We start from the raw sequence: 26,780 nt of genomic DNA on the forward strand, positions 1-26,780 counted from the left end.
TCTGTCCGGTGAGTGATTGGGCCGAGAACCGTCGGTCCGTTCTTTTTTGCTATGTAACGTCGGCCCCCGGTTTTTCAAGGGTGTGGCGTTGTTAAGCGATATTGCAGGCTCCCTTGAATTTCCCCCTTGCAGCCATCACCTTTGAGCTATCTCTGCAATCATGCCGGCCTGCCCGCCGGCGAACCCGTTAACCGTTAGCCAACAGTCAGGTGCCCAGCATGAGTGAATCGCCCCACGTATTTGATGCCACCATGGAGAACTTTCAGGAGTCGGTCATGGAGGCATCGGCGCAAACGCCGATATTGATCGACGTCTGGGCGGACTGGTGTGCCCCCTGCAAGCAGTTGATGCCGTTGCTGGAAAAACTGGCCAATGAGTACCAGGGGCAGTTCCGGCTGGCGAAGGTGAATGCCGATGAACAGCAGCAACTGACCGCCAGCCTCGGTGTTCGCAGCCTGCCCACGGTGATCCTGGTAAAGGATGGCCAGGCGGTGGACGGCTTCAATGGTGCCTTACCGGAAAGCGAGATCCGCCAGGTGCTGGACAAGCACGTAGAGGCGCCGGCGGAGGACCCCTATGAGACCGCACACCAGCGTTGGCAGGACGGCGACGTTGAAGGCGCGCTGGCGATCCTGACAGAGCTGAACCAGAACGATCCCGACGACCTCAAGGTGCTGATCGATATTGCCCAGCTGAAGGCGGAACTTGGGGATGTGGATACCGCGGAGCAGGTGCTGGATAGCCTGCCACCGGAGGAGAAACTGCAGACCCAGGCCAAGCAGTTGGCGGCACGCATCAAGTTTATCCGCCAGGCCGGTGAGCTGCCGCCGGTGGCGGAACTGGAGCAGACTCTGGCCGCTCATCCGGACGATCCGGCGGCACTGCATCAGCGGGCATTGCAGCATGTGCTGAAAGAGGAGAATGCCGACGCAATGGCGTTGCTGATTCGGTTGATGCAGGTCGACAGCGGTTACCGCGACGGCATTGCCAAGACCACCCTGATTGAACTGTTCGACAAGCTCGGCAGTGGTGATCCGGATGTGCGTACCTACCGAAGAAAACTCTACACCCTGATGCACTGAGTCTGAATAGGGGCGGTCAGTTGCAGGCTCGCCTGCTCTTACCCGCCCCGGCTCCCTAACGATCATGAAACTGCCGCCCCAGCCGGACCATTGCGAACTCTGCCTGCGACCGGTCGCCAGGCTGACGCGTCATCACCTGATTCCCAGGCGGCTTCACCGCAAGAAACGCTTCCAGAAACTGTTCTCTCGTGAAGATCTGATCACCCGTACCCTGTGGGTCTGCCGGCCGTGTTACAACGCCATCCATCAGGTCTGCAGCGAGCATGAGCTGGGGCAGTACTGCAACACCCGGGAACGGTTGATGACACTCGACCCGCTGGTGGATTTTGTCGACTGGCTGCGGGAGAAACCGCCGGAGTTTGTGCCCAAGCGGCGGCCCCGACGCTGACAAAAGCCAACGATCGGGCACAAAAAAACCGACCCCTCGGGGTCGGCTCGGGATGGTCGGGGCGGGTTAGCCGTTGCCCTTGCGCATCTCGTCGTACTCGTCCTCGAAGAAGAACTTCTCCTCCCCGAACGCCGGCTCAAGCTCATGCAGCCAGGTGGCCGTTTCGCTGTACTTGGCGAAGAACGGGCGCTGGAACCAGTCCGGGTTACGGCCCTGGAGGAAGCGCAGTACAAACACCTTCTCGCCATTGATCTCGGTAATGCCCTGCACCTCGACCTTGCCGGGGCCGGCGCTCATGGACGGTCCGCGGGCGGTCCGCGCCAGGCCTGACACCTTCTTCATGGCCTTGCGGTAAATGTTGTAGGCCTCGGCCAGGGGCAGCTCGAAGTAGGCCTTGGCGCCAGTGTCCCGCTCCACGAACATGTAGTAGGGAATGATCCCGAGCTTGACCTGCTTCTTCCACATCTTGGCCCAGTCGTCGGCATTGTCGTTGACGTGCTTGATCAGCGGGCCCTGGGCGCGAATCTCGGCACCGGTGGCGCGGATGCGGCGGATGGCCTCTTCCGCGATGTCGGTGGTGATTTCCTGCCAGTGGTTGTAGTGGGCCATGATGGCCACGTGCTTGCCGGCGTCAACCAGGCGTGCGAACAGATCGATCAGCTCGTCCGCATCCTTGTCGGTGACGAAGCGGTATGGCCAGAAGGTCAGGGCCTTGGTGCCGATGCGGATGCTCTGGATGTGATCAAACTCCGGCTCCAGCAGCGGTTCCAGGTATTGCACCAGGTTCTTGGTTTTCATGACCATCGGATCACCACCGGTCACCAGCAGATCGGTGACTTCGGTGTGCTCCTTCAGGTAGCCGTGCAGTTTCTCCGCCTCAGTGCTGGCCATCTTCAGGTCTTTGTCACCGACAAACTGCGCCCAGCGGAAGCAGAACGTGCAGTAGGAGTGGCAGGTCTGGCCCTGGGCCGGGAAGAACAGCACGGTTTCGCGGTACTTGTGCTGGACGCCGTCGAGCACCTCGCCATCGAGCTCCGGCATGTTCATCTGCATCTGGCCTGCCGGGTGCGGGTTCAGTTCCTCGCGGATCTCTTTGGCAACGGACTGGATCAGCTTTTTGTCTGCGCCTTCGCGATGGAGCTGCGCCATGCGCTCATAGTGCTCCTCTTTCAGCATGCCTTTTTGCGGGAACACCAGCTGGTAGATCGGATCGTTGGGGACCTTGTCCCAGTTGATCAGCTCGTTGATGACGTATTCATTGACACGGAATGGCAGCACGCTGGCAACGACCCGCATTTCGAACAGGGTCTCTTCCGGCAGTTGCTGGATGGCCTCGATCTTGTCGAGCTGGCGGTCCGTATAGACCTGGAAGCGTCGCTCTTCGAATTCCGCAGTGGGGATGCGGTTCGGGAAGGTGACGATGGAATTCATAGATCGCCCTCTGGGTTAGGAAAAAACCAACAAGCCATCCCACAACGGGCTCTGCCCATCGTGATATGGTCTGGAAAAAGTGATGCCGTTGATTAAAAAACGGGCAGGCGAGTATACCCAAATCGGTGAATATTTTCAGGTCTAATTAAAATTCTTTGTAAGTTGGTGTTCTGCCAAGGGTAATGCTGGCCTTTAAGGTAAGGGCTGGTGACGGGGTGGCGGATTCTGGCGCAGTCAAGCTGGCTGAAAAAATCCTTTAGTGTCTGAAATGTTGCTTCGGCATCAACCTACGACCTTGGTCGGGGATGTCTTGAGAGTTTCATAAAAAAACGTCATTCTCCTAAAATTGCGCCGGCAAGTTGGGCTCTTTCTGGGCTTTTTGCAAGCAATGATGTCGTTTTCTTGATTTTTGTTAGTAATACTACGACATAAGATCCGGTGTGGTGGCCTGAGGCCGCCGTCCCGGCCGGCAAGACGGGGGAACTGATCTATGCTGTAGGCAGGCGAGGACCTGCGCTCTGCCCCCGGCCATCGAGCGACCAGCACCGACGGACGCACAGACAGAATTTTCAGGCGGTACCGACCGGTATCGCTGTCCTATTTGTTAATGGGAGGGTTGGATGTACCAGGACGAAGATCCCGTAGAAACCAGTGAATGGCTTGACGCGCTGGAATCGTTGATCGAACAGGAGGGCGTCGACCGCGCCAAATACATTCTGGAGCGGTTGTCTGAACGCGCCAGCCGGGATGGCACCGAACTGCCGTATTCCATTACCACACCGTTCCGCAACAGCATCCCGGTGACCCAGGAAGCGCGCATGCCGGGCGACCTGTTCATGGAACGCCGCATTCGGTCGCTGATTCGCTGGAACGCCATGGCCATGGTGCTGCGGGCCAATCAGCGGCCCGGCGAGCTGGGCGGTCACATTTCCTCGTTCTCCTCGGCGGCGACGCTGTACGACGTCGGCTTCAACTATTTCTTCCACGGCGGTGACGAGAAGCGGGAATCTGACCTGGTCTACTTCCAGGGGCACTCCTCACCGGGCATCTATGCCCGTTCCTATCTGGAAGGGCGTTTTGACGAAGATCAGCTGGATACCTACCGCGAAGAGGTTGACGGCAATGGTCTGTCCTCGTACCCGCACCCCTGGCTGATGCCGGACTACTGGCAGTTCCCCACCGTGTCCATGGGGCTGGGCCCGATCCAGGCCATCTACCAGGCTCATGTCATGAAGTACCTGCACAGCCGGGAGCTGATCGACAAGAGCGACCGCAAAGTCTGGTGCTTCATCGGTGACGGTGAGTGCGATGAGCCGGAAACCCTGGGCTCGATTTCCCTGGCGGGCCGCGAGAAGCTCGACAACCTGATCTTCGTGGTCAACTGCAACCTGCAGCGTCTGGACGGCCCGGTGCGTGGCAACGGCAAGATCATCCAGGAACTGGAAGGTGTCTTCCGTGGTGCTGGCTGGAACGTCCTTAAAGTGGTCTGGGGCCGGATGTGGGACCCGCTGTTCGAGAAAGACAAGGACGGGGTGATGCAGCGGGTGATGGACGAGGTCTGCGATGGCGAGCTGCAGAACTTCAAGAGCAATGGCGCGGCCTACACTCGTAAGCATTTCTTCGGCAAGTACCCGGAACTGGCCAAGCTGGTTGAGAGTCTGTCGGATGAAGACATCGGCAAACTCAACCGGGGTGGCCACGATCCGTACAAGATCTACGCCGCGTACCACCACGCCATCAATAACCACGGTGGCCGGCCGACGGTGATCCTTGCCCATACCATCAAGGGGTACGGTTTCGGCAGTGCCGGCGAGGCCCAGAACACCGCTCACTCCCTGAAGAAGCTGGATGTCGAGGCGCTGAAGGAATTCCGTGACCGTTTCGCGGTGCCGCTGAAGGATGAGGAGCTGAAAGACGTTCCCTACTACCGGCCGGCGCCGGACAGCCCGGAAATGGTCTACATGCGCAAACGCCGGCAGGAGCTGGGTGGTTTCTATCCCAAGCGTCGCAAGGACTGTCAGCCGCTGCAGATCCCCGCGCTGGACATCTTCAAGAATGTGTTGGAAGGCTCCGGTGACCGCAAGGCGTCCACGACCATGACCTTCGTGCGCCTGCTGACCGCGCTGACCAAGGACAAGCGTGTCGGCAAGCGGGTGGTGCCGATCGTGCCGGACGAGGCGCGGACCTTCGGTATGGAAGGCATGTTCCGCCAGCTTGGTATCTACACCTCCGAGGGGCAGAAATACGTGCCCCAGGACCGTGACCAGATCATGTACTACCGCGAGGACAAGCAGGGACAGATCCTCGAGGAAGGCATCAACGAAGACGGCTCAATGGCGGCCTGGATGGCCTGTGCCACGTCCTACAGCACCAACGATTTCCCGTTGATCCCGTTCTACATCTTCTATTCCATGTTCGGTTTCCAGCGGGTGGGCGACCTGGCCTGGGCTTCTGGTGACATCCAGGCCCGTGGCTTCCTGGTGGGTGGTACCGCCGGTCGGACTACGCTCAATGGTGAGGGCCTGCAGCACCAGGACGGTCACAGCCACATCCTGGCCAACACCATCCCCAACTGTAAGGCCTACGACCCAGCATACGGCTACGAGATGGCGGTGGTGGTGCACCACGGCATGAAGGAGATGTTCGAGGACAACCAGAACGTCTTCTACTACCTCACCATCGAGAACGAAAACTACCAGCAGCCGGCCATGCCGGAGGGTGTGGAAGACGGCATCATCAAGGGTATGTATCAGCTGGATTCGGTGGAAGTGGATGGCAACAAGGACGCAACCCGGGTTCAGTTGTTGGGCTCCGGTGCAATCCTCAACGAAGTGCGTGCCGCCGCGGAGCTGCTGCGTGACGACTTCGGGATTGCCAGCGATGTCTGGAGCGTGACCAGCTACAACGAACTGGCCCGTGATGGCCAGCATGTCGAGCGCTGGAACCGCTACCACCCGGACGACACGCCGAAGAAACCGTACGTAACCCAGTGTCTGGAATCCCGTAAAGGGCCGGTGGTCTCTTCCACCGACTATATCAAGCTGCATTCCGAGCAGTTGCGGGCTTACATTCCGGCGACCTATGTCACCCTGGGAACCGACGGCTTCGGGCGCAGTGATACCCGCGAAAAGCTGCGTAGCTTCTTCGAGGTGGATCGCTACCACGTGGCGGTGTCGGCGCTGTCGGCACTGGCTGAAGATGGTGAGGTGAAAGGAGACGTCGTGCTGGAAGCCATGCGCAAGTACGGTATTGATCGCAATAAATCAAATCCGGTGCATAGCTGAGGAGGTGGGTGATGAGTGAACAGGACATCAAGGTTCCCGATCTCGGCGGCGCGGACGAAGTAGAAGTCATTGAGATTCTGGTCAGCGCCGGTGATTCAGTGGCCGAGGAAGACCCGATCCTGACCGTGGAGTCTGACAAGGCCTCAGTCGAACTGCCGGCGCCTGCCGCCGGCACCATTGGCGCGATATCCGTCAAGGTGGGCGACAAGGTCCGCGAAGGGGATGTGGTGGGGACCATCAACGCCGGAGGCGGCGGTGGTTCGGCTGAAGCGTCAGATGCTGACGCTGAAGCGCCGGCGGAGGCCGATAAGTCAGAGGCTGCCGAGGACGCACCGGCAACCGAGGTGCCCGCGTCCGGTGGTTCCCGCACCGAGACCGTCAAGGTTCCGGGGCTGGATGGTTTTGACAACGTACCGGTCATCGAGCTGAACGTCAGTGAGGGTGACACCGTGGCGGCGGATGATCCGCTGGTCACGGTGGAGTCAGACAAGGCCACCATGGAGATTCCGTCTCCGTTTGCCGGCACCATCGACAAGCTGCTGGTGAGAGAGGGCGACGCGCTGTCTGAAGGCGACAGCCTGGTGGAAATGACCGTCACTGAGGCCGGTGGCAGTGCTCCAGAAGAGCAGGCCCCGGCGTCGCAGCCGGCGGCCGCGAAAGCGGACACCGGGACTGCCGCCAAACCTGACCGTCAGCCGGCGGAAGCGCCGGCGCAGACCAGCCAGGAGGTGCCGTCCCCGGGTGCCAAGGTTCATGCCGGTCCGGCGGTGCGCAAGGTGGCGCGGGAGCTGGGCGCGGATCTGACCCTGATCAAGGGCTCCGGGCCCAAAGGCCGCATCGTCAAGGAAGATGTCGAAAGCTACATCAAACAGCAGCTGCAGAAAGTGCAAAGCGGCGGTGCGGTTAGCGGTGGCGCGGGGATTCCCAGCGTCAAGCTGCCGGACTTCAGCCAGTTTGGTGAGATCGAGCGGGAAGCGATGTCGCGCCTGCACCTGGCCACCGCCAACAACATGCAGCGTAACTGGCTCAATGTGCCTCACGTTACCCAGTTTGACGACGCCGACATCACTGACCTGGAGAGCTACCGCAAGGGCCTGAAGGCGGAGGGCGAGAAGCGTGGCGTCAAGATGACCCCGCTGCCATTCCTGCTGAAGGCCTGTGCCCGGGCGTTGGCCGACCTGCCGCAGTTTAACGTGTCTCTCGACATGGAGCGCAAGGAGCTGGTCCACAAGCGCTACATCCATATTGGCATTGCTGTCGACACGCCGGCGGGGCTGATGGTGCCGGTGATTCGTGACGTCGACAAGAAAGGCCTGTGGGAGCTGGCCCAGGAGGCCGCTGAGCTGGCCGCCAAGGCGCGGGACAAGAAACTCAAACCGGCAGAAATGCAGGGGGCCTGCTTCACCATCACCAGTCTTGGTGGCATCGGTGGCACCGCCTTTACGCCCATCGTCAATGCTCCGGAAGTGGCGATCCTTGGAATATCCAAGGCGGCCATGAAGCCGGTGTGGGACGGAGGCGCATTCCAGCCCAGGCTAATGCTGCCGTTGTCCCTGTCCTATGACCATCGGGCGGTGAACGGTGCTGATGCCGCCCGCTTTACCACCCGTCTGAGCCAGCTGTTGGGGGATATCCGGCACCTGCTGCTGTGATCTCTGGCTGGCCGTTGGGCTGACCGAAACCGTGGCCGGTGAGTGATCACCCGCCACGGTTTTTTTATGTCCGCTCCCAGAAGCGGCGTAACTCCTCCCGCATGTCCTCCCTCAGGTAACAGGTCAGGAATCGGCCATCCCTGCGCACCTCGATCAGGCCGGCATTCACCAGCTCCTTGAGGTGGTGCGACACGGTCGGGGCGCCCACTTTCAAAGAATTGATGAAGTCCACCAGCTTGCAGCCGGAATCGGCCACCTCACCGCTGCGCTGATCCCGTATCTGCTGGTAGATACGCAGTCGTGTTGGATTGGCGAGGGCCTTGAAGGCCCTGCAGAGGTGATCCTGGTTGCGGGTGTCCGTATTGCGGGTATCTGTGTTGCGAGTGCCCATGGTGCGCTTGTCCCGATCGGATAAGGAAGAGTGTGGCGGCGGCGTACTAAAGTGGCCTCATTAAAGTTCGATAGTTGTCGAACTGTCAAATAACCCCGATCGGGCAGAGCCCGCAGGAGGATCGTATGACGACCACCCACCCACTGTCCCAAATGTTAACGTTGCCCAATGGCGCGACCCTGCCCAACCGGATTGCCAAGGCGGCCATGAGCGAGGCGCTGGGCTCTGTTGATAACCGTGTGACGGACCGTCTGGCGACGCTCTACCGCACCTGGGCGAGGGGCAAGGCCGGGCTGCTGATTACCGGCAATGTCATGGTCGATCGCCGTCACCTGGGGGAGCCCGGCAATGTGGTGCTGGAGGATCGACGTGACTTGCACAAGCTGCGGGCCTGGGCCGAGGCCGCCTGCAGCGGTGGTGGCCAGGTGTGGATGCAGCTCAACCACCCCGGCAAGCAGAGTCCGAGAATGCTCAACCGGGACCCGGTGGCTCCCAGCGCGGTGCCGTTCCGCAAGGATCTGCGGGGCATGTTTGCCACGCCACGGGCACTGCGGGATGAGGAAATCCGGGACATTGTCCAGCGCTTCGCCCGCAGTGCCGCGGTGGCAGAGGCGGCCGGTTTCCAGGGCGTGCAGATCCATGGTGCCCACGGCTATCTGGTCAGTCAGTTCCTGTCTCCCCATCACAATCAGCGCAACGATGCCTGGGGCGGTGATGCCGAGCGGCGTCGGGCCTTTGTGGAGGCGATCTACCACGCCATTCGGGAGGCGACCTCGCCGTCGTTCTGCGTCGGGATCAAGCTGAACTCGGCGGATTTCCAGCGTGGCGGCTTTACCGAGGCGGAGTCGCTGGCGGTGATCTCACGGCTGGCGGAGCTGGGCATCGATCTGGTGGAGATCTCCGGCGGCAGTTACGAGAGTCCGGCGATGGCCAATGGCGGTGAGGTGAAAGCCAGTACCCGGGCGCGGGAAGCCTATTTCCTGTCCTTTGCCGAGACGGTTCGGCAAACGGTGTCCGTGCCGTTGATGGTGACTGGCGGGTTTCGCTCCAGTGAGGGCATGAATCAGGCGATAGCGTCCGGGGCGACCGACCTGGTCGGTCTGGCGCGTCCGCTGGTGCTGGAGCCGGAGTTGCCCCAGCGACTGCTGGCGGGTGAGTCGGTGACGAGTCTGGTCAAACCGGTGACAACCGGTATTCGCAAGGTGGATGAGATGGCGATGATGGAGGTGAGCTGGTACACCCGGCAGCTCGCTCGGATGGGGCGCGGTAAACCACCACGGACTCAGGACCGGGGGCTGTTGTCACTGCTGGAAGTGCTGGCGGTGATGGCCGGTCAGGGGGCACGGAGCCGACTGCGAGCGGGGTGAGGAAGCGCCCGCGGCCGATCCGCCCCATACCGCATCAGTTGGCGAAGTACATCCAGTCGAAGTAATCGTGCAGGTCCTGCATGGCCATACTTTCAAAAGGATGGGTCAGTTCGAACAGCAGGGTGTGGCTCTTGGCTTCTTTCATGACGTCACCTCAATGGTTGTGGGTCTGACGCTTGGGAGGTCAGGGGCCGTTTAGGCTCCTGGACCACGCTCACACTGTAACAGGAGCATAGTTGATGCCAGTTTCTGAGCGGATGTGCAGGTGATTGATTTGTCGGGGGAACACCAAGGCAAAAGCGGGAATATAAGGAGGGGAAGAGGCGCCGGGCGCCCCGCACTGGGGCGGGATGCCCGGAAATGTCGCGTACGTTGAGCAAAAAAGCCCCGGCAGGAAGGGCCGGGGCCAAAACGCTCATTGTACTGCTTTACGTGCGGAGATTCTTAGAAGTTGTACTGGCCGGCAAACAGGATGCGGCTGGCATCACCGTCGTCGCCACTGACATTCTCACGCTTGAAGTAGGCGTATTCCACGCCCAGTTTGACGTTTTTCACCGGAGACCACTGGTAGTTGGCCATCAGGTTCTGGTTGGTTTCGCTCTTGTCGGCAACGGCGGCACCGTCGTCTTCTGCGTCATCCCAGTCGACTGTGGCGATACCGTAGCCGACATTAACGCTGGAGCCTGCACCCAGGTTGACGCCCATGCCGATGGAGCCGCCATAGCCAGAGATGGCTTCCAGGCTGCTGCCGTCCATGTAGGCGTCTTCAGCGCCGAAGTTTTCACCGGAGCGATACAGATAACCGTTGGCACCGTTGGTGTAGGACACCGTGCCCTGAACTGTCACCGTGTCGCCCAGCGCCATCTTGGCAGCGCCAAAGGCGGCGAAGCCGACGATGCTGTCGTCATCGGTGCCGGTGTCGTAGGTGGTTTGTTTGGCCAGCAGGCCACCAGCATAGGAGAAGCCGCCGGCGGAATCCTCAATGCGGGCGGTGAAGGCGGGCAGTCCCTGCTTGTCGGCGGGGTTGCCAACAATACCGGTGTCGGTGGCTTCCTCAATGGACACCGAGAACGGGCCACTGGTGTAACGGGCCTGGCCAACGCGGCCCTGCAGACCGGCAAGGCCGGCAAGGGAGTCGAAATCCAGGGTGGAGGTATTACCTACGAAACTGTTGTAGTTGGACCAGGTCTGGCCCAGCAGTACGCCCTTGTACTCACCGTAGCCATGACGCAGGCGCAGTTGGCCGGGGCGGAAATCCCCTTCCACAACAATCTTGACGCCTTCCGGCGTGGTGGTGCGAACCCCGAGGCGGGTCTGGACGGCATCGGCGCCGAAATGACCGGTGACTTCGTTGTCTTCTGCTGCGCCGGTGTTGATGGCGGAGAATGCACCTGAACGGGTGGAAATGCCGATCTCTTCATCGATGTCGTAACTGGCATTGAAGCGCGCGTAGCCGTAGATGTCGGCACTGTAGTCGCCTGCGCTGACTTCGAAGGCCGATGCCTGGGAGGCTGTACCCAGAATCAGAGCCGACGCGGTTGCGCGAATTGCGAGTCTCAACTTGTTGCCTTGCATTATTGTTGTCTCCAAGGTTTTTGTTGTTGGGTCGAAATCACATTAGTGACATGCGCATGACACTTCAAAGCCTGTCAGCGCAAAATTAGACGAATGTCTAACCACTTTGTCCGGGATTCGGGACAGCCGGGCAGGGTGCCGTAACGTAAAGCCAGTCGGGGGTTTACCGGTTCCGTGGTTTCAATCGACAGAGCCGGAAGCGCCCTTGCTGTCGTAGAATGGGGCATGACCAAACACAACCTGCTTGCGACCACGACCTTTGCCTTTCTCGATATCGAGACCACCGGCGGCGGCGCCACGTCGGACCGTATCACCGAGATCGGTATCCGCTTCTGGCGTAACGGCGAGGTCACCGGAGAGTGGCAGACCCTGCTGAACCCGGAAACCCGTATCTCCCCGTTTATTGAGAGTTTTACCGGTATCACCAACGCCATGGTGGCCGATGCGCCGGTGTTCGAATCGGTGGCGCAAGAGCTCCGGGAACAGCTGGCGGACTGCGTCTTCGTGGCCCACAACGCACGCTTTGACTACGGCTTCATCAAGTCCGAATTCCGCCGGCTCGGGCAAGCGTTCTCGGCGCGGGTGCTGTGCACCGTGAAGCTGTCCCGCAAGCTTTACCCCCAGCACCGCCGCCATAACATGGATGCACTGATTGCCCGCCATCAGCTGGGCCAGGTTCAGCGTCACCGGGCGATGGGGGATGTCGCCGCGATGTTGGCGTTCTTCGAGCATGCCCTTGCGGACTGCGGCGCCTCCCTGATGGAGTCTGCGATTGGCGAGTTGTTACAGCGTCCGAGCATTCCCTCCCACCTGCCACCGGACATCCTGATGGAGCTGCCGCGCCGTCCCGGGGTGTACCGCTTCTACGGCGAGAACGATGTGCTGCTTTACGTGGGCAAGAGCACCAACATTCAGCAACGGGTGGCGTCGCACTTTTCCGGGGATCACAACAGCAGTCGGGGCATCCGCATCTCGGAGAGCCTGCGGCGGGTGGAGTACACCGAAACCGCCGGCGAGCTGGGGGCGTTGTTGCTGGAACTGAAGCAGATCAAATCACTGCGGCCACTCTACAATCGCCGGTCGCGAGCCGCCAAGCAGCTGGTCAGCATCGAGCTCAGCAAGGATGACCGTGGTTACCTGCGCGCGCGACTGGTGCGGGAGATCGACCCGCAACGGCTGGGGGATTACTACGGTCTGTTTCGCAGCAAACGCGCGGCGGAGCAGGCGCTTCAGGGCATCGCTGCCAGGAATGAGCTGTGCAATCGCCTGCTGGGGCTCGAGAGTGGCGAGCAGGGGCCCTGTTTCCAGCGCAGCCTCGGCCGTTGCCAGGGCGCCTGCGATGGCGGAGAGGACATTGCCCGCTACAATTTGCGTATGCAGATCGCGTTTCATTCACTGCGACTGACCACCTGGCCCTGGTCCGGGGCGGTAGGCATTGTCGAGTGCAATGATGATGGCGAACGCACCGACATCCTGGTGATCTACAACTGGGTTCACGTGACCACTGTGCATTCGGAGGATGAACTCCACGATCTCACCCTGGGTCACCAGAGCCTCACCTTTGACCTGGATTCCTACAAACTGGTGGTCAAATCACTGATGGGACCGGAACGCCACAAACGGCGGATCATCGAGTTGACCGATGCCGGCTTACCCGATGTGCTAATACCGTAACTCGGCGTATGATGGTAAAGGTGTATACGACTTGGGCCGCCGCTGACACCATGCCGGTTGCGGACGGCCAGTCGTCTGGAAACAGAGTGTGAGGATGCAATGAATATAGAACCTGTCAGTCGAGAGCTGTTTGATGATGTCATGGTACCCAACTACGCCCCGGGCAAGATCATCCCGGTGCGAGGAGAGGGCTCACGCGTCTGGGATCAGCAGGACCGAGAATACGTCGATCTGGCAGGGGGCATTGCCGTCACCTCGCTGGGCCATGCCCACCCGGGGCTGGTTGGTGCGCTGACCGAGCAGGCTGAAAAGCTGTGGCACCTGTCCAACGTCATGACCAACGAGCCGGCCCTGCGTCTGGCCAAAACCCTGTGCGACCTGACGTTTGCCGAGCGTGTGTTCTTTGCCAACTCCGGTGGTGAGGCCAACGAGGCGGCGTTCAAACTGGCCCGTCGCTACGCCTGGGAGCACTACGGCGCCGACAAGCACGAGATCATCTCGTTCAAGCAGTCGTTCCACGGCCGTACCCTGTTTACCGTCAGTGTCGGTGGCCAGCCGAAGTACCTGGAAGGCTTCGAGCCGGCACCGGGGGGTATTCACCACGCCGATTTCAACGATCTGGACTCGGTGCGCAAGCTGATCTCGAAAGAGAAAACCTGTGCGGTGGTGGTCGAGCCGATCCAGGGTGAGAGTGGCGTCAAGCCGGCGGACCAGGCGTTCCTGGAAGGCCTGCGGACGCTGTGTGATGAAAACGATGCGCTGCTGGTGTTCGACGAAGTGCAAAGTGGCGTTGGCCGAACTGGTCACCTCTACGCCTACCAGATGTACGGTGTTACCCCGGATATCCTCTCCAGCGCCAAGTCGCTGGGCGGTGGCTTCCCGGTGGCCGCGATGCTGACCACTGCCAAGATCGCCGCCAGCCTGGGGATGGGAACCCATGGCAGCACCTACGGCGGCAATCCGCTGGCCTGCGCCGTGGCGCAGAAGGTGATCGATACCGTCAGCCAGCCGGAGATCCTCAAAGGAGTGGCTGCCCGCTCCAAGCGTCTGCGTGATGGCATGATGGCCATTGGTGAACGCTACGGGGTGTTTGAGCAGGTGCGGGGTGAAGGCCTGCTGCTGGGCTGTGTGCTGACCGAACAGTGGCAGGGCAAGGCCAAGGAATTCCTCAACGCCGGTCTGGAAGAGGGCGTGATGGTACTGATTGCCGGGCCCAACGTGGTGCGTCTGGCGCCATCGCTGATTATCCCGGAATCCGACATCGACGAGGCGCTGGAGCGCTTTGAGCGAGCCGTCAAAACAGTCTGCAGTTAACAACCGGAGGCCTGCCGGTTTGCCGGCAGGCCGCCCTGATTCGCCGTAGATGACAGGAGCCGAGCCCATGTGGCGAGTCCGACCCGTACAACAGGGCGACCTGAAGGACCTGATAAAACTGGCCGGCGACCACGGCAGCCAGGTGTCGTCGACCCTGCCGAAAACCGAAGAGGCCCTGGCCGCGAGGATCGAAGAATCCTTGGCGTCTTTCGCCGGTCAACGCTCTCCTGACCACTACCCCCGTTTCCTGTTCGTGCTCGAAGACCTTGGTCGTGGCCAGGTGCAGGGTGTGGCAGGCATTGATGCCCGCGCCGGTAACGGTCAGCCCTTCTACAACTACCGTATGGACGCCCTGATTCACGCGTCCCACGAACTGGGTGTCTCCCGCCGGGTGGACGTACTCTATCCGTCCCACGCACTGACCGATCGCACCCTGCTGGGCGCCTTTGCTATTGCCCCGAAATTGCGTGGTACGGAGGCGTTCGAGCTGCTGTCCCGGGCACGACTGCTGTTTATTGCCCGTCACCGGGAATGGTTTTCCGAACGCATGGTGGTGGAGATCCAGGGTATCCAGACCGAGGATGGCAAGGTGCCGTTCTGGGACAGTCTGGGCCGGCACTTCTTCAACATGGACTTTGACACCGCGGACCGCTATTCCGGCATGCTCAGCAAGACCTTCATTGCCGAGCTGATGCCACCCAACCCGATTTACGTCACCCTGCTGTCGCCCCAGGCCCAGGAGGCGCTGGCGCAGCCCCATCCAATGACCAAGGCGGTGATGGCGCTGTTGCAGCAGGAAGGCTTTCATGCTGGCCACTACGTCGACATCTTTGATGGTGGCCCGGTCCTGGAAGCCCGCACCGACACCCTGAAAACCCTGGTGACCAGTGACCGAAAACGGCTGCGGCTGGCGGAGACCGATGGCGGCGAACGCTGCCTGTTGGCCGCCTCGGAGGGTGGAGATTTTCGCTGCATCCTGGCGACGGTGTCGGAATCGCTCAACGACGTCCTGCGGGCGCCGCCGGAGGTATTGCAGGAGCTGCAATGCGAGTCCGGCTGCGATGTCACGGTGGCGCCGTTATGATGCGTTCCGCGATCAACCGGCCAACCCAAAGCGGAGGTGACCGATGCTGGTAATACGGCCCCTGCAGGAGCGGGATCTCGACGACCTGATGACCATGGCGGAAGCCGCGGGTAAGGGCCTGACCACCCTGCCGGCGGATCGGGAGCTGCTTCAGCGCAAGATCGATATGGCGCAGGCGTCATTCAACCAGCGCTGCGAACCGGAGGCGGGTCTGTTCCTGTTCGCGCTGGAGGACACCGAGCTGAACCAGTGTGTCGGCATCAGTGGTATCCAGGCCCGAGTGGGGCTGGACGAGGTGTTCTACAACTACCGCCTCAGCACCACGGTCAATGCGTCGCGGGAACTGGGCGTGCACGTGCAGACGCCAACCCTGCACCTGACCAACGACATGACCGACACCACCGAGATCTGTTCGCTGCTGCTGTCTGGTAGTCATCGTCAGGGCGGTAACGGGCTGCTGCTTTCCCGCTGCCGCTTCATGTTCCTGGATGACTTCCGTCGCCATTTCTCCGAGAAGGTGTTTGCAGAGATGCGGGGGGTCTCCGATGCCCAGGGCCAGAGCCCGCTGTGGGATGCCCTCGGCAGTCGCTTCTTCGACATCGAATTCAGTGAGGCGGACTACCTCACCGGCATCGGCTCCAAGTCGTTCATTGCCGAGCTGATGCCCAAGTACCCGATCTACCTGCCGCTGCTGCCGGAGAGTGCCCGGGAGGTGATTGGTCAGGTCCACGACAACACCGCGCCGGCCCTGCGGATGCTGCAGGCGGAAGGCTTCAACTTTAATGGCCTGGTGGACATCTTTGACGGTGGACCGGTGGTCGAGGCGTTCATTCATAACATTCGCACGGTGCGGGAAAGCGTGAACCGCCACGTGCTGATCCGACACAAACCGCTGGAACTGGACGTGCCCGCCGAAGAGCGGGTGATGGTGTCCAACCGGTCGTTCCGGGATTTCCGGGTTACCACGGTGCCGGCCACCTGCATCAGTCCGGACACCGTCAGCCTGCCGCCGGAAGTGGCGGAAGTGCTGGAGGTGGAATCGGGAGATCTGGTGCGGCTGGCGCCACTGAAGGACGGTGGTCCGCTGCCGATCCACACCGCACCCGGACAATCGCGGTAATCATTCACAGTCAACAGCGCCGGGAGGTGCAACAGCATGGCAAAGCTGACAGGTGAACTTTATATCAACGGACTGTGGCTGGATGGCCACGGCCCGTCGCTGGAATCCACCCAGCCGGTGACCGGCGACGAGGTCTGGAAAGGCGAGGGCGCCAGCATCGACGATGTTGACGCCGCCATCCAGGCAGCCCGCAGTGCTTTTCCGGCCTGGCGTCGTCGCCCGCTGGCGGAACGTCAGGCTCTCGTAGAAGCGTACGGACGGCTGCTGGAGGAAAACAAAGAAGCGCTGGCCCACCAGATCGGGCTGGAAACCGGCAAGCCGCTGTGGGAATCCCGCACCGAAGTGGCGGCGATGATCGGCAAGATCGGTATTTCCGTACGTGCCTACGAGGAGCGCACCGGGCTGAAGGAAGAGGATGTGGCCGCCGGCCACGCGGTGCTGCGTCATCGTCCCCACGGCGTGGTCGCGGTGTTCGGGCCCTACAACTTCCCGGGTCATCTGCCTAATGGTCACATTGTGCCGGCGCTGCTGGCGGGCAATACCGTGGTGTTCAAGCCCAGCGAGCTGACCCCCGGTGTGGCCGAGGCCATGGTGCGGTTATGGCACCAGGCCGGGCTGCCGGACGGGGTGCTGAACCTGCTTCAGGGGGCGGCCGATACGGGCAAGGCACTGGCCGGACATGCCGGCATCGATGGCCTGTTCTTTACCGGCAGTTCCAATGTTGGCCATATCCTGCATCAGCAGTTTGGTGGCCAGCCGGAGAAAATCCTGGCCCTGGAGATGGGCGGTAACAACCCGCTGATCGTGCAGGACGTGTCGGACCTGGACGGTGCTGTGCACCATGCCTTGCAGTCGGCCTTCCTGTCCGCCGGCCAGCGCTGTACCTGCTCCCGTCGCCTGCTGGTGCCTCGGGGCGCTGAGGGTGACCGTTTCCTCGACCGCCTGGCGGAAGTGGCAGGCCGGATCAAACCTGGCGCCTTTGATGCCGAGCCCCAGCCCTTTATTGGCGCGGTGATCTCGGTGGAGGCGGCCGACAAGCTGCTGGCGGCCCAGAACAGCCTGATCGATCAGGGCGCCAAGGCGTTACTGACCATGACCCGGGTACAGGAAGGAACGGCCCTGCTGACACCGGGGATTCTCGATGTCACCGGGGTGGAAACCGTGGATGAGGAGTTCTTCGGTCCGTTGCTGACGGTCTACCGCTACGACGATTTCGATCAGGCCCTGACCATCGCCAACGATACCCGCTACGGTCTGTCCGCCGGCATTCTGACCGACGACCGGGCGTTGTATGAGCGCCTGGTGGAGGAAGTGCGTGCCGGCATCGTCAACTGGAACCGGCCACTGACCGGTGCCAGCAGTGCCGCGCCGTTCGGCGGCGTGGGTGCCAGCGGCAATCACCGGCCTTCGGCGTACTACGCGGCCGACTACTGTGCCTGGCCCATGGCCTCGCTGGAGGCGGACAAGAGCACCGTGCCGGCGACCCTGGCACCGGGCCTGGACTTTCACTGACCGCACGGGGGAATTATGCCCAAGCACGCAATTGAGGCGAACTTCGACGGCCTGGTCGGCCCGACTCACAACTACGCCGGTTTGTCCTGGGGGAACGTTGCCTCCAAGAGCAACGTCAACGCCGAGTCCAACCCCCGTGAAGCCGCCCTGCAGGGGCTTGCCAAGATGAAACGGTTGGCCGACCGGGGCTATGTTCAGGGCGTGCTGCCACCCCATGAGCGGCCCCACATCCCGACCCTGCGGCAACTGGGGTACAGCGGCTCCGACGCCGAGATCCTGGCGGCGGCTGCCAAGGACAATCCGGTGGTGCTGGCGGCGGTATCGTCAGCGTCCTGCATGTGGACGGCGAACGCCGCCACCGTCTCTGCCAGTGCTGATACCGCGGACCATCGGGTGCACTTCACCCCGGCGAGCCTGAACGCCAAGTTCCACCGCTCCATCGAGCATGTGGTGACCGGGCGGGCATTGAAGGCAATCTTCTCCGACGAAGCCTACTTCGCCCATCACCCGGCGTTGCCGCCAGTGAGCCAGTTTGGGGATGAAGGAGCCGCCAACCACACCCGCCTGTGTGCGGCTCACGGTGAGCCCGGGGTGGAGCTGTTTGTTTATGGTGCCACCGCGTTTGACGACGACGCACCGGCACCGCAGCGGTTTCCGGCGCGACAGACCCTGGAAGCGTCCCGGGCCATTGCGCGTCTGCACGGTCTCGACGATCACCACGCGGTGTTCGCCCAGCAGAATCCGGCGGCGATCGATGCTGGCGTTTTCCACAACGACGTCATCGCGGTGGGCAACGGCAATGTGCTGTTCTATCACGAACAGGCGTTTCTGGATGAAGCGCGGGTGCTGGCAGACATCCGCCAGCGTCTCAAAGGCGCCGAGCTGGCGCCGGTGCGGGTTGCCGAGAGCGATGTGCCACTGGCAGACGCGGTAGCGTCCTATCTGTTCAACAGTCAACTGCTGAATTCACCGGACGGCATGCTGCTGGCAGTGCCGGGGGAATGCCGTGAGATCGAGTCAGTCAGCCGCTACCTGGATGGACTGGTGGCAGGGGATGGTCCGATTACCGCGGTTGAGGTGTTCGACGTCAAGCAGTCCATGCGCAATGGCGGTGGCCCGGCTTGCCTGAGGCTGCGGGTGGCTCTGCGGGATGATGAGCTCCAGGCCATGCATCAGGGCGTGTTGCTCACCGACGAACTCTACCAGCGTCTCACCACCTGGGTGGAGGCCCACTACCGGGACCGGCTGACCCAGGCCGATCTGGCCGACCCGCTGTTGCTGCAGGAGTGCCGCCATGCCCTGGATGAGCTTACCGGCATCCTTGGTCTGGGCATGATCTACGACTTCCAGCACTGACATCGGTTTATCACGGCCTCGGTGGCTGCTCTGCGGCCACCGAGGTAATCAGCATCGACAGGGTGTATTCGATCAGCTCATCCCGTGGAAAGCTGGCGTATGCACCCGAGCGCCCCATGTCCTGGCGACAGCCCATGATCACCCCGTGCAGGGCGCCACGCAGAAACAGTGCGGTCTGCAACGGATCGCGGATGCGGCTACGGCTGAGAATGCCTGCCGCCAGGCCCTGTTCAATGATCTCCACCATGATGGTCATGACCGCCGTCTCCGAACAGTGCAGCTGCTCGGTCTGGGCATCGTCCGCCTCGCTCATGGTGGTTGCGGCCTGGGTCAGGGCGCCGAAGTACTCCGGCTCTTCCAGGCAGAACCGGTAGTAGGCCCGGCCGATAGCCACCAGTTGTTGCAGGCTGTCGCTGGCGGAGTTCCGCGCCCGTTCAAACCGGCCCCGCAAGCTTTCCCCCGCCCTTAGCACGATGCCGCGCCGGATCGCGCTCTTGTCCCTGAAATACACGTACAACAGGGCCCGGCTCAGGCTGGCGCGACGTGCGATGTCGTCCATGGACGTGCGCTCGTAGCCCTTCTCCGCAAACGTGGCCTCCGCTGCGTCCAGAATGGCGTCATAGCGGGCCTGCTTTTCCCGCTCCCGTCTCGATTTGATTGGTTCGTTCATCGTTTCCGCCGTTGGCCGTGGGTGTGCCCCCCCTCCGTCTGGACGCCTTGTTTCGGCGCCAGAGCCTGGATGGAGCGACGTCAGTATCGCCCAAAAAAACGTTATTGACAAAGTGTCAAAGAGTGACAAGATGTCGAAATCATTTAATGGTGGCCGGTGGACCCGCCGGTATTGAGGGAGGAAAGACCCATGAGGTTCAAGACAGGCGCGTACGGGTGGTTGCTGATCGGTCTGGCGCTGGCCGGCTGCAAGGCGGTGGAGCAGGACGCGGCGGGAGAGGCCGCTGCGCCCTCACGGGAAACCGTGCGGGTGGCCGAGGTGCGATCCGGGGGCGAGGTCAGCGAACCGTTGCGGTTTGCCGGCATCGTGCGCGCCAGTCAGCGGGCGACTTTGACCTTCCAGGTCAGCGGTACCCTGCGGGAACGGCCGGTGGAACTGGGGCAGCAGGTTGAACGGGGTGAGCTGCTGGCGCGAGTCTACAGTCCGGCACTGGAGCCGGCCCGGGACTCGGCGGCGGCGCGGTTGCGGGAGTTGGAGACCCAACTTGAGCAGGCCGAACGGGAATGGCTGCGGTCACAGCGCCTGTATGAACGCGGCGTGGTGTCGGAGCAGGCGCTGGAGCAGCTGGCGGCCAAACGCGACGGCCTGAAAGCGTCGGTGGGCACCGCCCGGGCGTCTCTGGCGGAGGCCTCGCGCCTGCTGGAGGAGAGCCGGCTGCTGGCGCCGTTTGCCGGCCGGGTCGAAGCGCTGCTGGTGGAGCAGGATGAGTTTGTCGGCTCCGGGCAACCGGTGATGCGGCTGTCTTCCCCGCTGGGGCGCGAGGTGGAAGTCCGGGTGCCGGCCTATCTGCTGTCCCACATCGAGCGGGGCGAGGAACTGCCGGTGTGGTCGGTACAGAATCGCGACCAGCCGCCGGTGGTGGGCACTGTGACGGAGATTGCCCAGCCCGGAGCGGTGCGTGGCGAATTGCACCCGGTGCAGGTGCAGCTGCCGGGCAACACGTTGGCGGCCGGGCAGCCGGTGGAGGTGGGCATTGCGCCGACGTTGCCGGCTCACACCACCGTGCCCTTGCTGGCGGTGATGCGCAGTGCGGGTGGTGCCGGTGTGTACCGGGTCCGTGACGGCCGGGCGGAGCAGGTCGCCATTGAGGTGAAGCGCATCCTGGGGGAGCAGGTGGTGGTGGTTTCTGAACACCTGCAACCGGGAGACAAAGTCATCTATGCCGGGCTGACCCGGGTCATCGATGGTGATGCCGTGGAGGTACTGCCATGACGGCCCGCCTGTTACGGTGCCAGCGCCTGCTGGGCATGGTGGTGACCATGCTGGGCCTGCTCGGCATCGCCGCCTATACCACTATGCCGCGGCAGGAGGACCCATCGTTCCCCGCTCGTGCCGGGCTACTGACGGTGTCCTATCCGGGCGCTAATGCCGAGACGGTGGAACGGCTGATCCTGCAACCGCTGGCGGATGAGCTGCTGCAGGTGGAGGAAGTGGACTATACCAGCGGCACCGCCCGAACCGGCGTGGCGGTGGTCAACATTCGGCTGTACCAGACCATCTACGATACCGATTCCGCCTGGGACCGGGTCCGCCAGGCCATGGAACGGGCCCGTCAGGAGTTTCCTGACGACGTCGGGCGGATGGTGCTGGACGACCGTCTCACCAATACCCCGACGGTGGTGCTGGCTGTGGGTGGGGCACCATCGGTGACTGAGCTGAGCGAGGTTGCCGAGCGCCTGAAGACCACGCTGTCGGACCTGCCGGGGCTGTCGCGGATCGAACTGGAAGGCGAGGTGGACGAGCAGATCACCCTGGCCCTAGACGATGCCGCAATCTACCGCCTGGGCATCTCGCCGGCACGGGTGCTGGAGACCCTGGCCCAGCGCAATCAGACCATTCCCGGCGGCTTCGTGGTCAGTCACGGCCGCCGGCTGTCGGTGCTGCCCAACAGTGAGTTCACCAGTGTCGATGCCATCCGTGCCACACCGATTGAGCTGCCCGATGGTTCCCAGGTACCGCTGGCCGCCGCGGCGGAAGTCTGGCGCGGCCCGGTGGAGCCCCGGCAGCCGGAGACCTGGTTTGATGGCGAACGGGTGGTACTGCTGACGCTCTACATGTCGGAGGAATCCACCGATGCCATCCGCTTCGGTCGCGATGTGCGGGAGCGGCTGGCACAGCTGCGCCCGGAGTTCGCGCCCTATACCCTGAAAGAGATGTTCTTCCAGCCGGACAAGGTGGAGGAGCGCCTGGACAGCCTGGCCTGGAGCCTGGTGCTGGCGGTTGCCATCATCATCGCGGTGGTATTCACCGGCATGGGGCTGCGCATGGGGCTGCTGGTGGCGTCGATCCTGCCGATGGTGGCGTTGATCTCCATTGGTCTGTATGACCTGGGGGGCGGCGTGCTGCACCAGATTGCGGTGATCGGTATGGTGATTTCCCTGGGCATCCTGATCGACAACGCCATTGTGATCGTCGAAAACATCCAGACCCACATCGACCACGGTGTTCGCCGGCTCGACGCCTTAAAGCGGTCGGTGCGCGAACTGGCCGGTCCTTTGGGCGCCTCCACCGGCACAACCCTGGCGGCGTTCGCGCCACTGTTGCTGTCCAAGGGTGGGACCGCCGACTTTACCCGGGGAATTCCGGTCATGATCATGCTCACCCTGTCGGTGAGTTACCTGCTGGCGATCTCCGCCGTGCCGCTGTTGGCCGCCCGTTTTCTCAAACCCCGCCGTCGCCACCGTGCCGATCCCCTGGCCGGTCTCGCCGGCCGCCTGGGTAACCTGGTGGCGCGGCGGCCGCTGGCGCTGATCCTGGCCGGCGTGGTGCTGGTGGTGGCCAGCCTGGCGCTGACGCCCTATATGAAGCTGCAGTTCTTCCCCAACGCCGACCGGCCGCGGGTGGTGGTCGAAATGTACATGCCTGAAGGCACCGATCAGGAGCGGACGGCGGAAGTGGCTGCAGTCCTTGAACAGGCGGTTCGCTCCCGACCCGAAGCACTGGAAGTGCATCGCTTTGTCGGGTTTACCGGGCCCAGCTTCTACTACAACTTGTTGCAGGCGCCCCAGGCACCCAACCGGGGGCGGATGGTGATTCGTACCCCAACCCTGGCGGATACAGCGCCGCTGATGGCGTGGATTCGGGGCTATGTGTCGGAGCGGTTGCCGGAGCTTGATGTCACGGTCGGCGTGTTGGGGCAGGGACCACCGCGGGCTGCCCCGGTGGAGGTGAGGGTGCTTCACCCGGATGACGCCGCCCGGGAGCAGGCGGTGCGACAGGTGTATGCCGCGTTGCGGGCGGCGCCCGGTGCTGTCGACGTGCGCCACGATCTGGATCTTGGCGTCGCCAGCATCGCCATCCAGGTGGACGACGCCAGTGCCGCCCGTTACGGCATCAGCCGCTCCGACGTTGCCCAGAGCCTGTATGGCCAGAGTTTTGGTGTGGTGGCCGAACAATACCGCCAGGAGGACGACCCGATTCCCCTGGTGTTGCGTTCTCGCGAAGGCACACAGCTGTCGCTGTCGCGGCTGTTGTCCATCAACATCTACAATGCCCAGGGCCAGGCCGTGCCACTGTCAGCCATTGCCACCGTGCAGACCCGATGGGAGCCGGCCGCGCGTTATCAGCGCGACGGCGTCCGGGTGGGTACGGTGACCAGCAATCTGTTGCCGGGCTACAGCTTTAGTCAGGCGCTGGATGGGCTTGATCAGGCGCTGGCAGAATCGCCGTTGCCTGCCGGCACACGACTGCAGTACGGCGGTGATGCCGAAGGGTCCGGCAAGGCCAACAATGCCCTGCTGACTACCGCCCCGATTGGCATCCTGTTGCTGCTGTTCTTCCTGATCCTGCAGTTCAACTCGTTCCGGCGGGTGGGGATTATCCTGTTGACCGTGCCATTGGCCACGGTGGGTATATTCCCGGGGCTAGTGTTGTCCGGATCACCCTTCGGTTTCCAGTCACTGTTGGGGGTGATTGCCCTGGTCGGCGTGGTGGTGAACAACGCCATCGTGCTGCTGGATGTGGTGGATCGCCAACTGGACCAGGGCGATGGTATCCGCGAGGCGGTACGCCAGGCGGTGACCCAGCGTACCCGACCGATCCTGCTCACCACGGCGACCACTGTCGCGGGGTTGCTGCCGCTGGCCTTCTCCGGCTCCACGCTGTGGCCGCCGATGGCCTGGGCCATCATCTCCGGCCTGCTGGCTTCCACGGTGCTGACTCTGCTGGTGGTGCCGTCGATGTGCGCGCTGGTGATCCGGCGCCCGGTTCCTGAGATGGAAAACGCCCCGGCTTAGTGCCGGGCTATTTAAGCGGTAGGCGCGAGCATCAGTCCGCGTCGGGTCTGGCTCGCACCATCAGGCCCACGCGTTGGCCGACAGGGACGTCCCGGTTGGGGAACACGATGGCTTCCGGGCTTTCTCCGACCTGGTACTGGTTGCGGTCGTCCTCCCAGATCACCGTGCCTGGTGGGTAGCGGGTGAAGTTGGCGACATCGTCTGGCACGTGAAAGCGGAACTGGTCGCCGGAATTGATGATCTCGTGGACCACCTCAAACTCCGTCAACTGGCAGTCTGCGGCCGGCTCGGGCGCAGGCTCGCCGCGCAACAGGCGGCGCAGGGCACGGTGGATACCCTGGAAGCGGGACAGATCGTTGTGGCCAAAGGGCTGCACCTTGCCCAGTTCGATGGTGAAGCTCTCGGCACCCAGATCCACGGAACTGAAGGAGGAGAAGGTGGTGCCGGTCTTGTGCTGCAGCAACAGGGTATCCACCTCGGCCTCCAGCAGAAAGGCGCATTGCTCCGGCGGCACCTGGCGCTCCGGTACGAAGGGGTAGAGGGCGAACTTCTCCCGCTCCGAGGGGCGGATGGCCGTATGCAGATCGTAGTGCACCAGCGCCTCGCTTTCGACGGCGAACTGCCGGCACAGGCGTTCCAGCTGGCTGGCCCGGGTCGCCTCCGGGGTGTCGTGGTAGGGGCGCTTCTGGTGGGCACCGGCAAACAGCCGGTTGAGGTTGAAGTCGATAAAACGCTCGCCCCGGGCCATGGCTGGCGGGTTGCCGAGGATCAGCAGGGCCGGGCAGGCCAGTGACCACTGGCCATCCAGCAGCTCGCTGACCAGCGCATTGAGAACTTCGATAGGGGCGGTTTCATTGCCGTGGACGCCTGCGGACACGATCAGTCTGGGCTGGTCGGGGCCTGGCTGGTCCGGATGCAGTTCCAGCAGACCTGTGTCCAGCCGGTCGACAGTACAGCCGTCCGCCAGGCGGGTGGACACCGCCGGCGTCGACTCGGTGGCATTGGCCAGGGTGTGGGCCAGCCAGTCTTGGTGGTCGCCAAAGAGTTGCTGACGCGGTGTCATGCTCTACTTCTCCCGCCTTGCTGTGAGTGGACGGTGCGCCGACCGTTAGCCCCCGACAGGCCTCTGGTGACGCAGCAGCCGGCGTTCCAGACGGCGGAACACATACACCAGTATAAACGTCAGCAGCATGTAGAGCACGGCCACGCCGATGAAGGCGTCGAATGGCGCGTAGAAGCGGGAATAGATGTTTCGCGCCGCCCCGGTCAGGTCGACGATGGTAACCACACTGGCGATGGCGCTGGCGTGCAGCATGAAGATCACTTCATTGGAGTAGGCCTGCACCGCGCGGCGGGCGGCGCTGGGCAGCACGATGCGGCGCATCCTCAGGGCCCAGCTCATGCCATAGGCCTTGGCGGCCTCGATCTCGCCGACCGGCGTGGCGACGATGGCGCCACGGATAATCTCCGTGGTGTAGGCGGCTGTGTTGAGGGTGAAGGCCAACAGAGCCGGGTAGAACGGCTCGCGGAAGATGGTCCACCAGAAAGTGTCCTGGATGCCCTCAATCTGGGCAATGCCGTAGTAGATGATGTACAGCTGGATCAGCAGCGGGGTGCCGCGGAACAGGTAGGTGTACAGCCAGACCGGACCGGAGATGAACGGCGACTTGCTGGTACGCATGATGGCCAGCGGCAGGGCGACCATCAGCCCCAGCAGCAGGGACAGGAACACCAGTTGTACGGTGGTGACCAGGCCGTCCCAGTAATGGGCGACGGTGATCGCGGTAAAGACTTCGTTCTGGTTCAGCCATTGGGCAATGAAATCGGGCATGGCTCAGTCTCCCTGTACAACGCCGGCGTTGGCACGCTTGTCGAGCCACTTGATGAACAGTTCCGATCCCGCCGTCAGTGCCAGGTAAACGAACGCTACGGGAATGAAGAACAGGAACGGAGAGCGTTCGGCCTTGGCGGCCTCTTCCGCCACCCGCACCATGTCGGTGAGGCCGATGATCGAGACCAGGGCCGTGGTCTTCAGCAGGACCTGCCAGTTGTTGCCGATACCGGGGAGGGCATGGCGGAGCATTTGCGGAATCATCACCCGGCGGAAAGTGTGCCAACGGCTGAAGCCATAGGCTTTGGCGGCTTCGATCTGCCCCACCGGGACCGCCAGGAAAGCGCCGCGGAAAGTCTCAGTCATGTAGGCACCGAAGATCAAGCCGATGGTGAGTACGCCGGAAATGAACGGATCGAACTGGAAGAAAAAGTCGATACCGTAGGCTTCCCAGACGTAGTCGGAGATGTTGTTGACCAGCACCTGGCCGCCGTAAAAGAACAGCAGCATCATCACCAGATCCGGAACGCCGCGGATCAGTGTGGTGTAGGTGGTGGCGGCGCCGATCAGGACGCGGTTGCTGGACAGCTTGGAGGAAGCGCCAAGCAGCCCCAGGACAATGGCCAGGGCCAGTGACAGGAAGGCCAGTTCTACGGTGACGATGGCGCCTTCAAGCAGTGAGGGGCCGTAGCCTTTGAGGTCGAGCATGCGGATGTCCGGAAATCAGGGACGGCCAGCCAGTCCGGCCGCCCCT

At 62.4% G+C, this 26,780-nt stretch carries 20 protein-coding genes; 13 read left to right on the top strand and 7 right to left on the bottom strand.

Annotated elements, in window-relative coordinates:
• Positions 1 to 218: 218 nt before the first annotated feature.
• Positions 219 to 1,082, top strand: a complete 864-nt coding sequence (trxA, locus tag J2887_RS03180) for a thioredoxin (RefSeq protein WP_227174004.1) — start codon at positions 219 to 221, stop codon at positions 1,080 to 1,082.
• Between the two features lie 64 nt (positions 1,083 to 1,146).
• A complete protein-coding gene (locus J2887_RS03185) occupies positions 1,147 to 1,470 on the top strand; it encodes a hypothetical protein (RefSeq protein WP_227174005.1) in 324 nt (107 codons plus the stop codon).
• Positions 1,471 to 1,536: 66 nt separating this feature from the next.
• Here the strand turns inward: J2887_RS03185 and J2887_RS03190 are convergent, their stop codons facing one another.
• Positions 1,537 to 2,901, bottom strand: a complete 1,365-nt coding sequence (locus J2887_RS03190) for a KamA family radical SAM protein (protein WP_227174006.1) — start codon at positions 2,899 to 2,901, stop codon at positions 1,537 to 1,539.
• A 620-nt stretch (positions 2,902 to 3,521) separates the two neighbouring features.
• Between J2887_RS03190 and aceE the strand changes: the two genes are divergently transcribed.
• Entirely contained in the window at positions 3,522 to 6,185 is a 2,664-nt protein-coding gene (gene aceE / locus J2887_RS03195; RefSeq protein WP_227174007.1) for a pyruvate dehydrogenase (acetyl-transferring), homodimeric type, read from the top strand.
• Between the two features lie 11 nt (positions 6,186 to 6,196).
• Complete coding sequence (gene aceF, locus J2887_RS03200; RefSeq protein ID WP_227174008.1) at positions 6,197 to 7,837, top strand: dihydrolipoyllysine-residue acetyltransferase; 1,641 nt, start codon at positions 6,197 to 6,199, stop codon at positions 7,835 to 7,837.
• 64 nt (positions 7,838 to 7,901) lie between these two features.
• Here aceF and J2887_RS03205 read toward each other — a convergent pair whose 3' ends face one another.
• Positions 7,902 to 8,228 carry an ArsR/SmtB family transcription factor gene (locus tag J2887_RS03205; protein WP_227174009.1) on the bottom strand — a complete coding sequence of 109 codons (327 nt, stop codon included), beginning with the start codon at positions 8,226 to 8,228 and terminating at the stop codon, positions 7,902 to 7,904.
• Positions 8,229 to 8,353: 125 nt separating this feature from the next.
• Here J2887_RS03205 and J2887_RS03210 point away from each other — a divergent pair, with 125 nt between their 5' ends.
• Complete coding sequence (locus J2887_RS03210) at positions 8,354 to 9,595, top strand: NADH:flavin oxidoreductase/NADH oxidase family protein (RefSeq protein WP_227174010.1); 1,242 nt, start codon at positions 8,354 to 8,356, stop codon at positions 9,593 to 9,595.
• 444 nt (positions 9,596 to 10,039) lie between these two features.
• Here the strand turns inward: J2887_RS03210 and J2887_RS03215 are convergent, their stop codons facing one another.
• Positions 10,040 to 11,170: a DcaP family trimeric outer membrane transporter gene (locus J2887_RS03215; RefSeq protein ID WP_227174011.1), complete on the bottom strand. Its 1,131-nt coding sequence runs from the start codon at positions 11,168 to 11,170 to the stop codon at positions 10,040 to 10,042.
• A gap of 225 nt (positions 11,171 to 11,395) precedes the next feature.
• On the opposite strand from J2887_RS03215, the gene J2887_RS03220 reads away from it, so the two are divergent.
• From J2887_RS03220 to astB, 6 genes are all read left to right on the top strand, one after another.
• Positions 11,396 to 12,844: an exonuclease domain-containing protein gene (locus J2887_RS03220; RefSeq protein ID WP_227174012.1), complete on the top strand. Its 1,449-nt coding sequence runs from the start codon at positions 11,396 to 11,398 to the stop codon at positions 12,842 to 12,844.
• Positions 12,845 to 12,943: 99 nt separating this feature from the next.
• The gene (locus J2887_RS03225) at positions 12,944 to 14,158 is read left to right on the top strand and encodes an aspartate aminotransferase family protein (protein ID WP_227174013.1); all 1,215 of its coding nucleotides are present in this window, start codon (positions 12,944 to 12,946) and stop codon (positions 14,156 to 14,158) included.
• A 67-nt stretch (positions 14,159 to 14,225) separates the two neighbouring features.
• Positions 14,226 to 15,242, top strand: a complete 1,017-nt coding sequence (locus tag J2887_RS03230; protein WP_227174014.1) for an arginine N-succinyltransferase — start codon at positions 14,226 to 14,228, stop codon at positions 15,240 to 15,242.
• 43 nt (positions 15,243 to 15,285) lie between these two features.
• On the top strand, positions 15,286 to 16,362 hold the full coding sequence (gene astA, locus J2887_RS03235) for an arginine N-succinyltransferase (protein WP_227174015.1): 1,077 nt from the start codon (positions 15,286 to 15,288) through the stop codon (positions 16,360 to 16,362).
• A gap of 36 nt (positions 16,363 to 16,398) precedes the next feature.
• Entirely contained in the window at positions 16,399 to 17,874 is a 1,476-nt protein-coding gene (astD, locus tag J2887_RS03240; RefSeq protein ID WP_227174016.1) for a succinylglutamate-semialdehyde dehydrogenase, read from the top strand.
• A gap of 15 nt (positions 17,875 to 17,889) precedes the next feature.
• Entirely contained in the window at positions 17,890 to 19,230 is a 1,341-nt protein-coding gene (gene astB / locus J2887_RS03245) for an N-succinylarginine dihydrolase (RefSeq protein ID WP_227174017.1), read from the top strand.
• Positions 19,231 to 19,240: 10 nt separating this feature from the next.
• On the opposite strand, the gene J2887_RS03250 is transcribed toward astB, so the two are convergent.
• Positions 19,241 to 19,900 carry a TetR/AcrR family transcriptional regulator gene (locus J2887_RS03250; RefSeq protein WP_227174018.1) on the bottom strand — a complete coding sequence of 220 codons (660 nt, stop codon included), beginning with the start codon at positions 19,898 to 19,900 and terminating at the stop codon, positions 19,241 to 19,243.
• Between the two features lie 189 nt (positions 19,901 to 20,089).
• Between J2887_RS03250 and J2887_RS03255 the strand changes: the two genes are divergently transcribed.
• Complete coding sequence (locus tag J2887_RS03255; RefSeq protein ID WP_227174019.1) at positions 20,090 to 21,172, top strand: efflux RND transporter periplasmic adaptor subunit; 1,083 nt, start codon at positions 20,090 to 20,092, stop codon at positions 21,170 to 21,172.
• Entirely contained in the window at positions 21,169 to 24,195 is a 3,027-nt protein-coding gene (locus tag J2887_RS03260; protein WP_227174020.1) for an efflux RND transporter permease subunit, read from the top strand. Before J2887_RS03255 ends, J2887_RS03260 begins: the two co-directional genes overlap by 4 nt.
• A gap of 31 nt (positions 24,196 to 24,226) precedes the next feature.
• Here the strand turns inward: J2887_RS03260 and astE are convergent, their stop codons facing one another.
• The 3 genes from astE to J2887_RS03275 are packed head-to-tail and all read right to left on the bottom strand — an operon-like array spanning position 24,227 to position 26,734.
• Positions 24,227 to 25,258 carry a succinylglutamate desuccinylase gene (gene astE / locus J2887_RS03265; RefSeq protein WP_227174021.1) on the bottom strand — a complete coding sequence of 344 codons (1,032 nt, stop codon included), beginning with the start codon at positions 25,256 to 25,258 and terminating at the stop codon, positions 24,227 to 24,229.
• A gap of 45 nt (positions 25,259 to 25,303) precedes the next feature.
• The gene (locus J2887_RS03270) at positions 25,304 to 26,026 is read right to left on the bottom strand and encodes an ABC transporter permease (RefSeq protein WP_227174022.1); all 723 of its coding nucleotides are present in this window, start codon (positions 26,024 to 26,026) and stop codon (positions 25,304 to 25,306) included.
• 3 nt (positions 26,027 to 26,029) lie between these two features.
• Entirely contained in the window at positions 26,030 to 26,734 is a 705-nt protein-coding gene (locus J2887_RS03275) for an ABC transporter permease (protein ID WP_227174023.1), read from the bottom strand.
• Positions 26,735 to 26,780: the final 46 nt, after the last annotated feature.

It is taken from the genome of Marinobacter sp. CA1 (assembly GCF_020546665.1).
Lineage (GTDB): Bacteria > Pseudomonadota > Gammaproteobacteria > Pseudomonadales > Oleiphilaceae > Marinobacter > Marinobacter xestospongiae.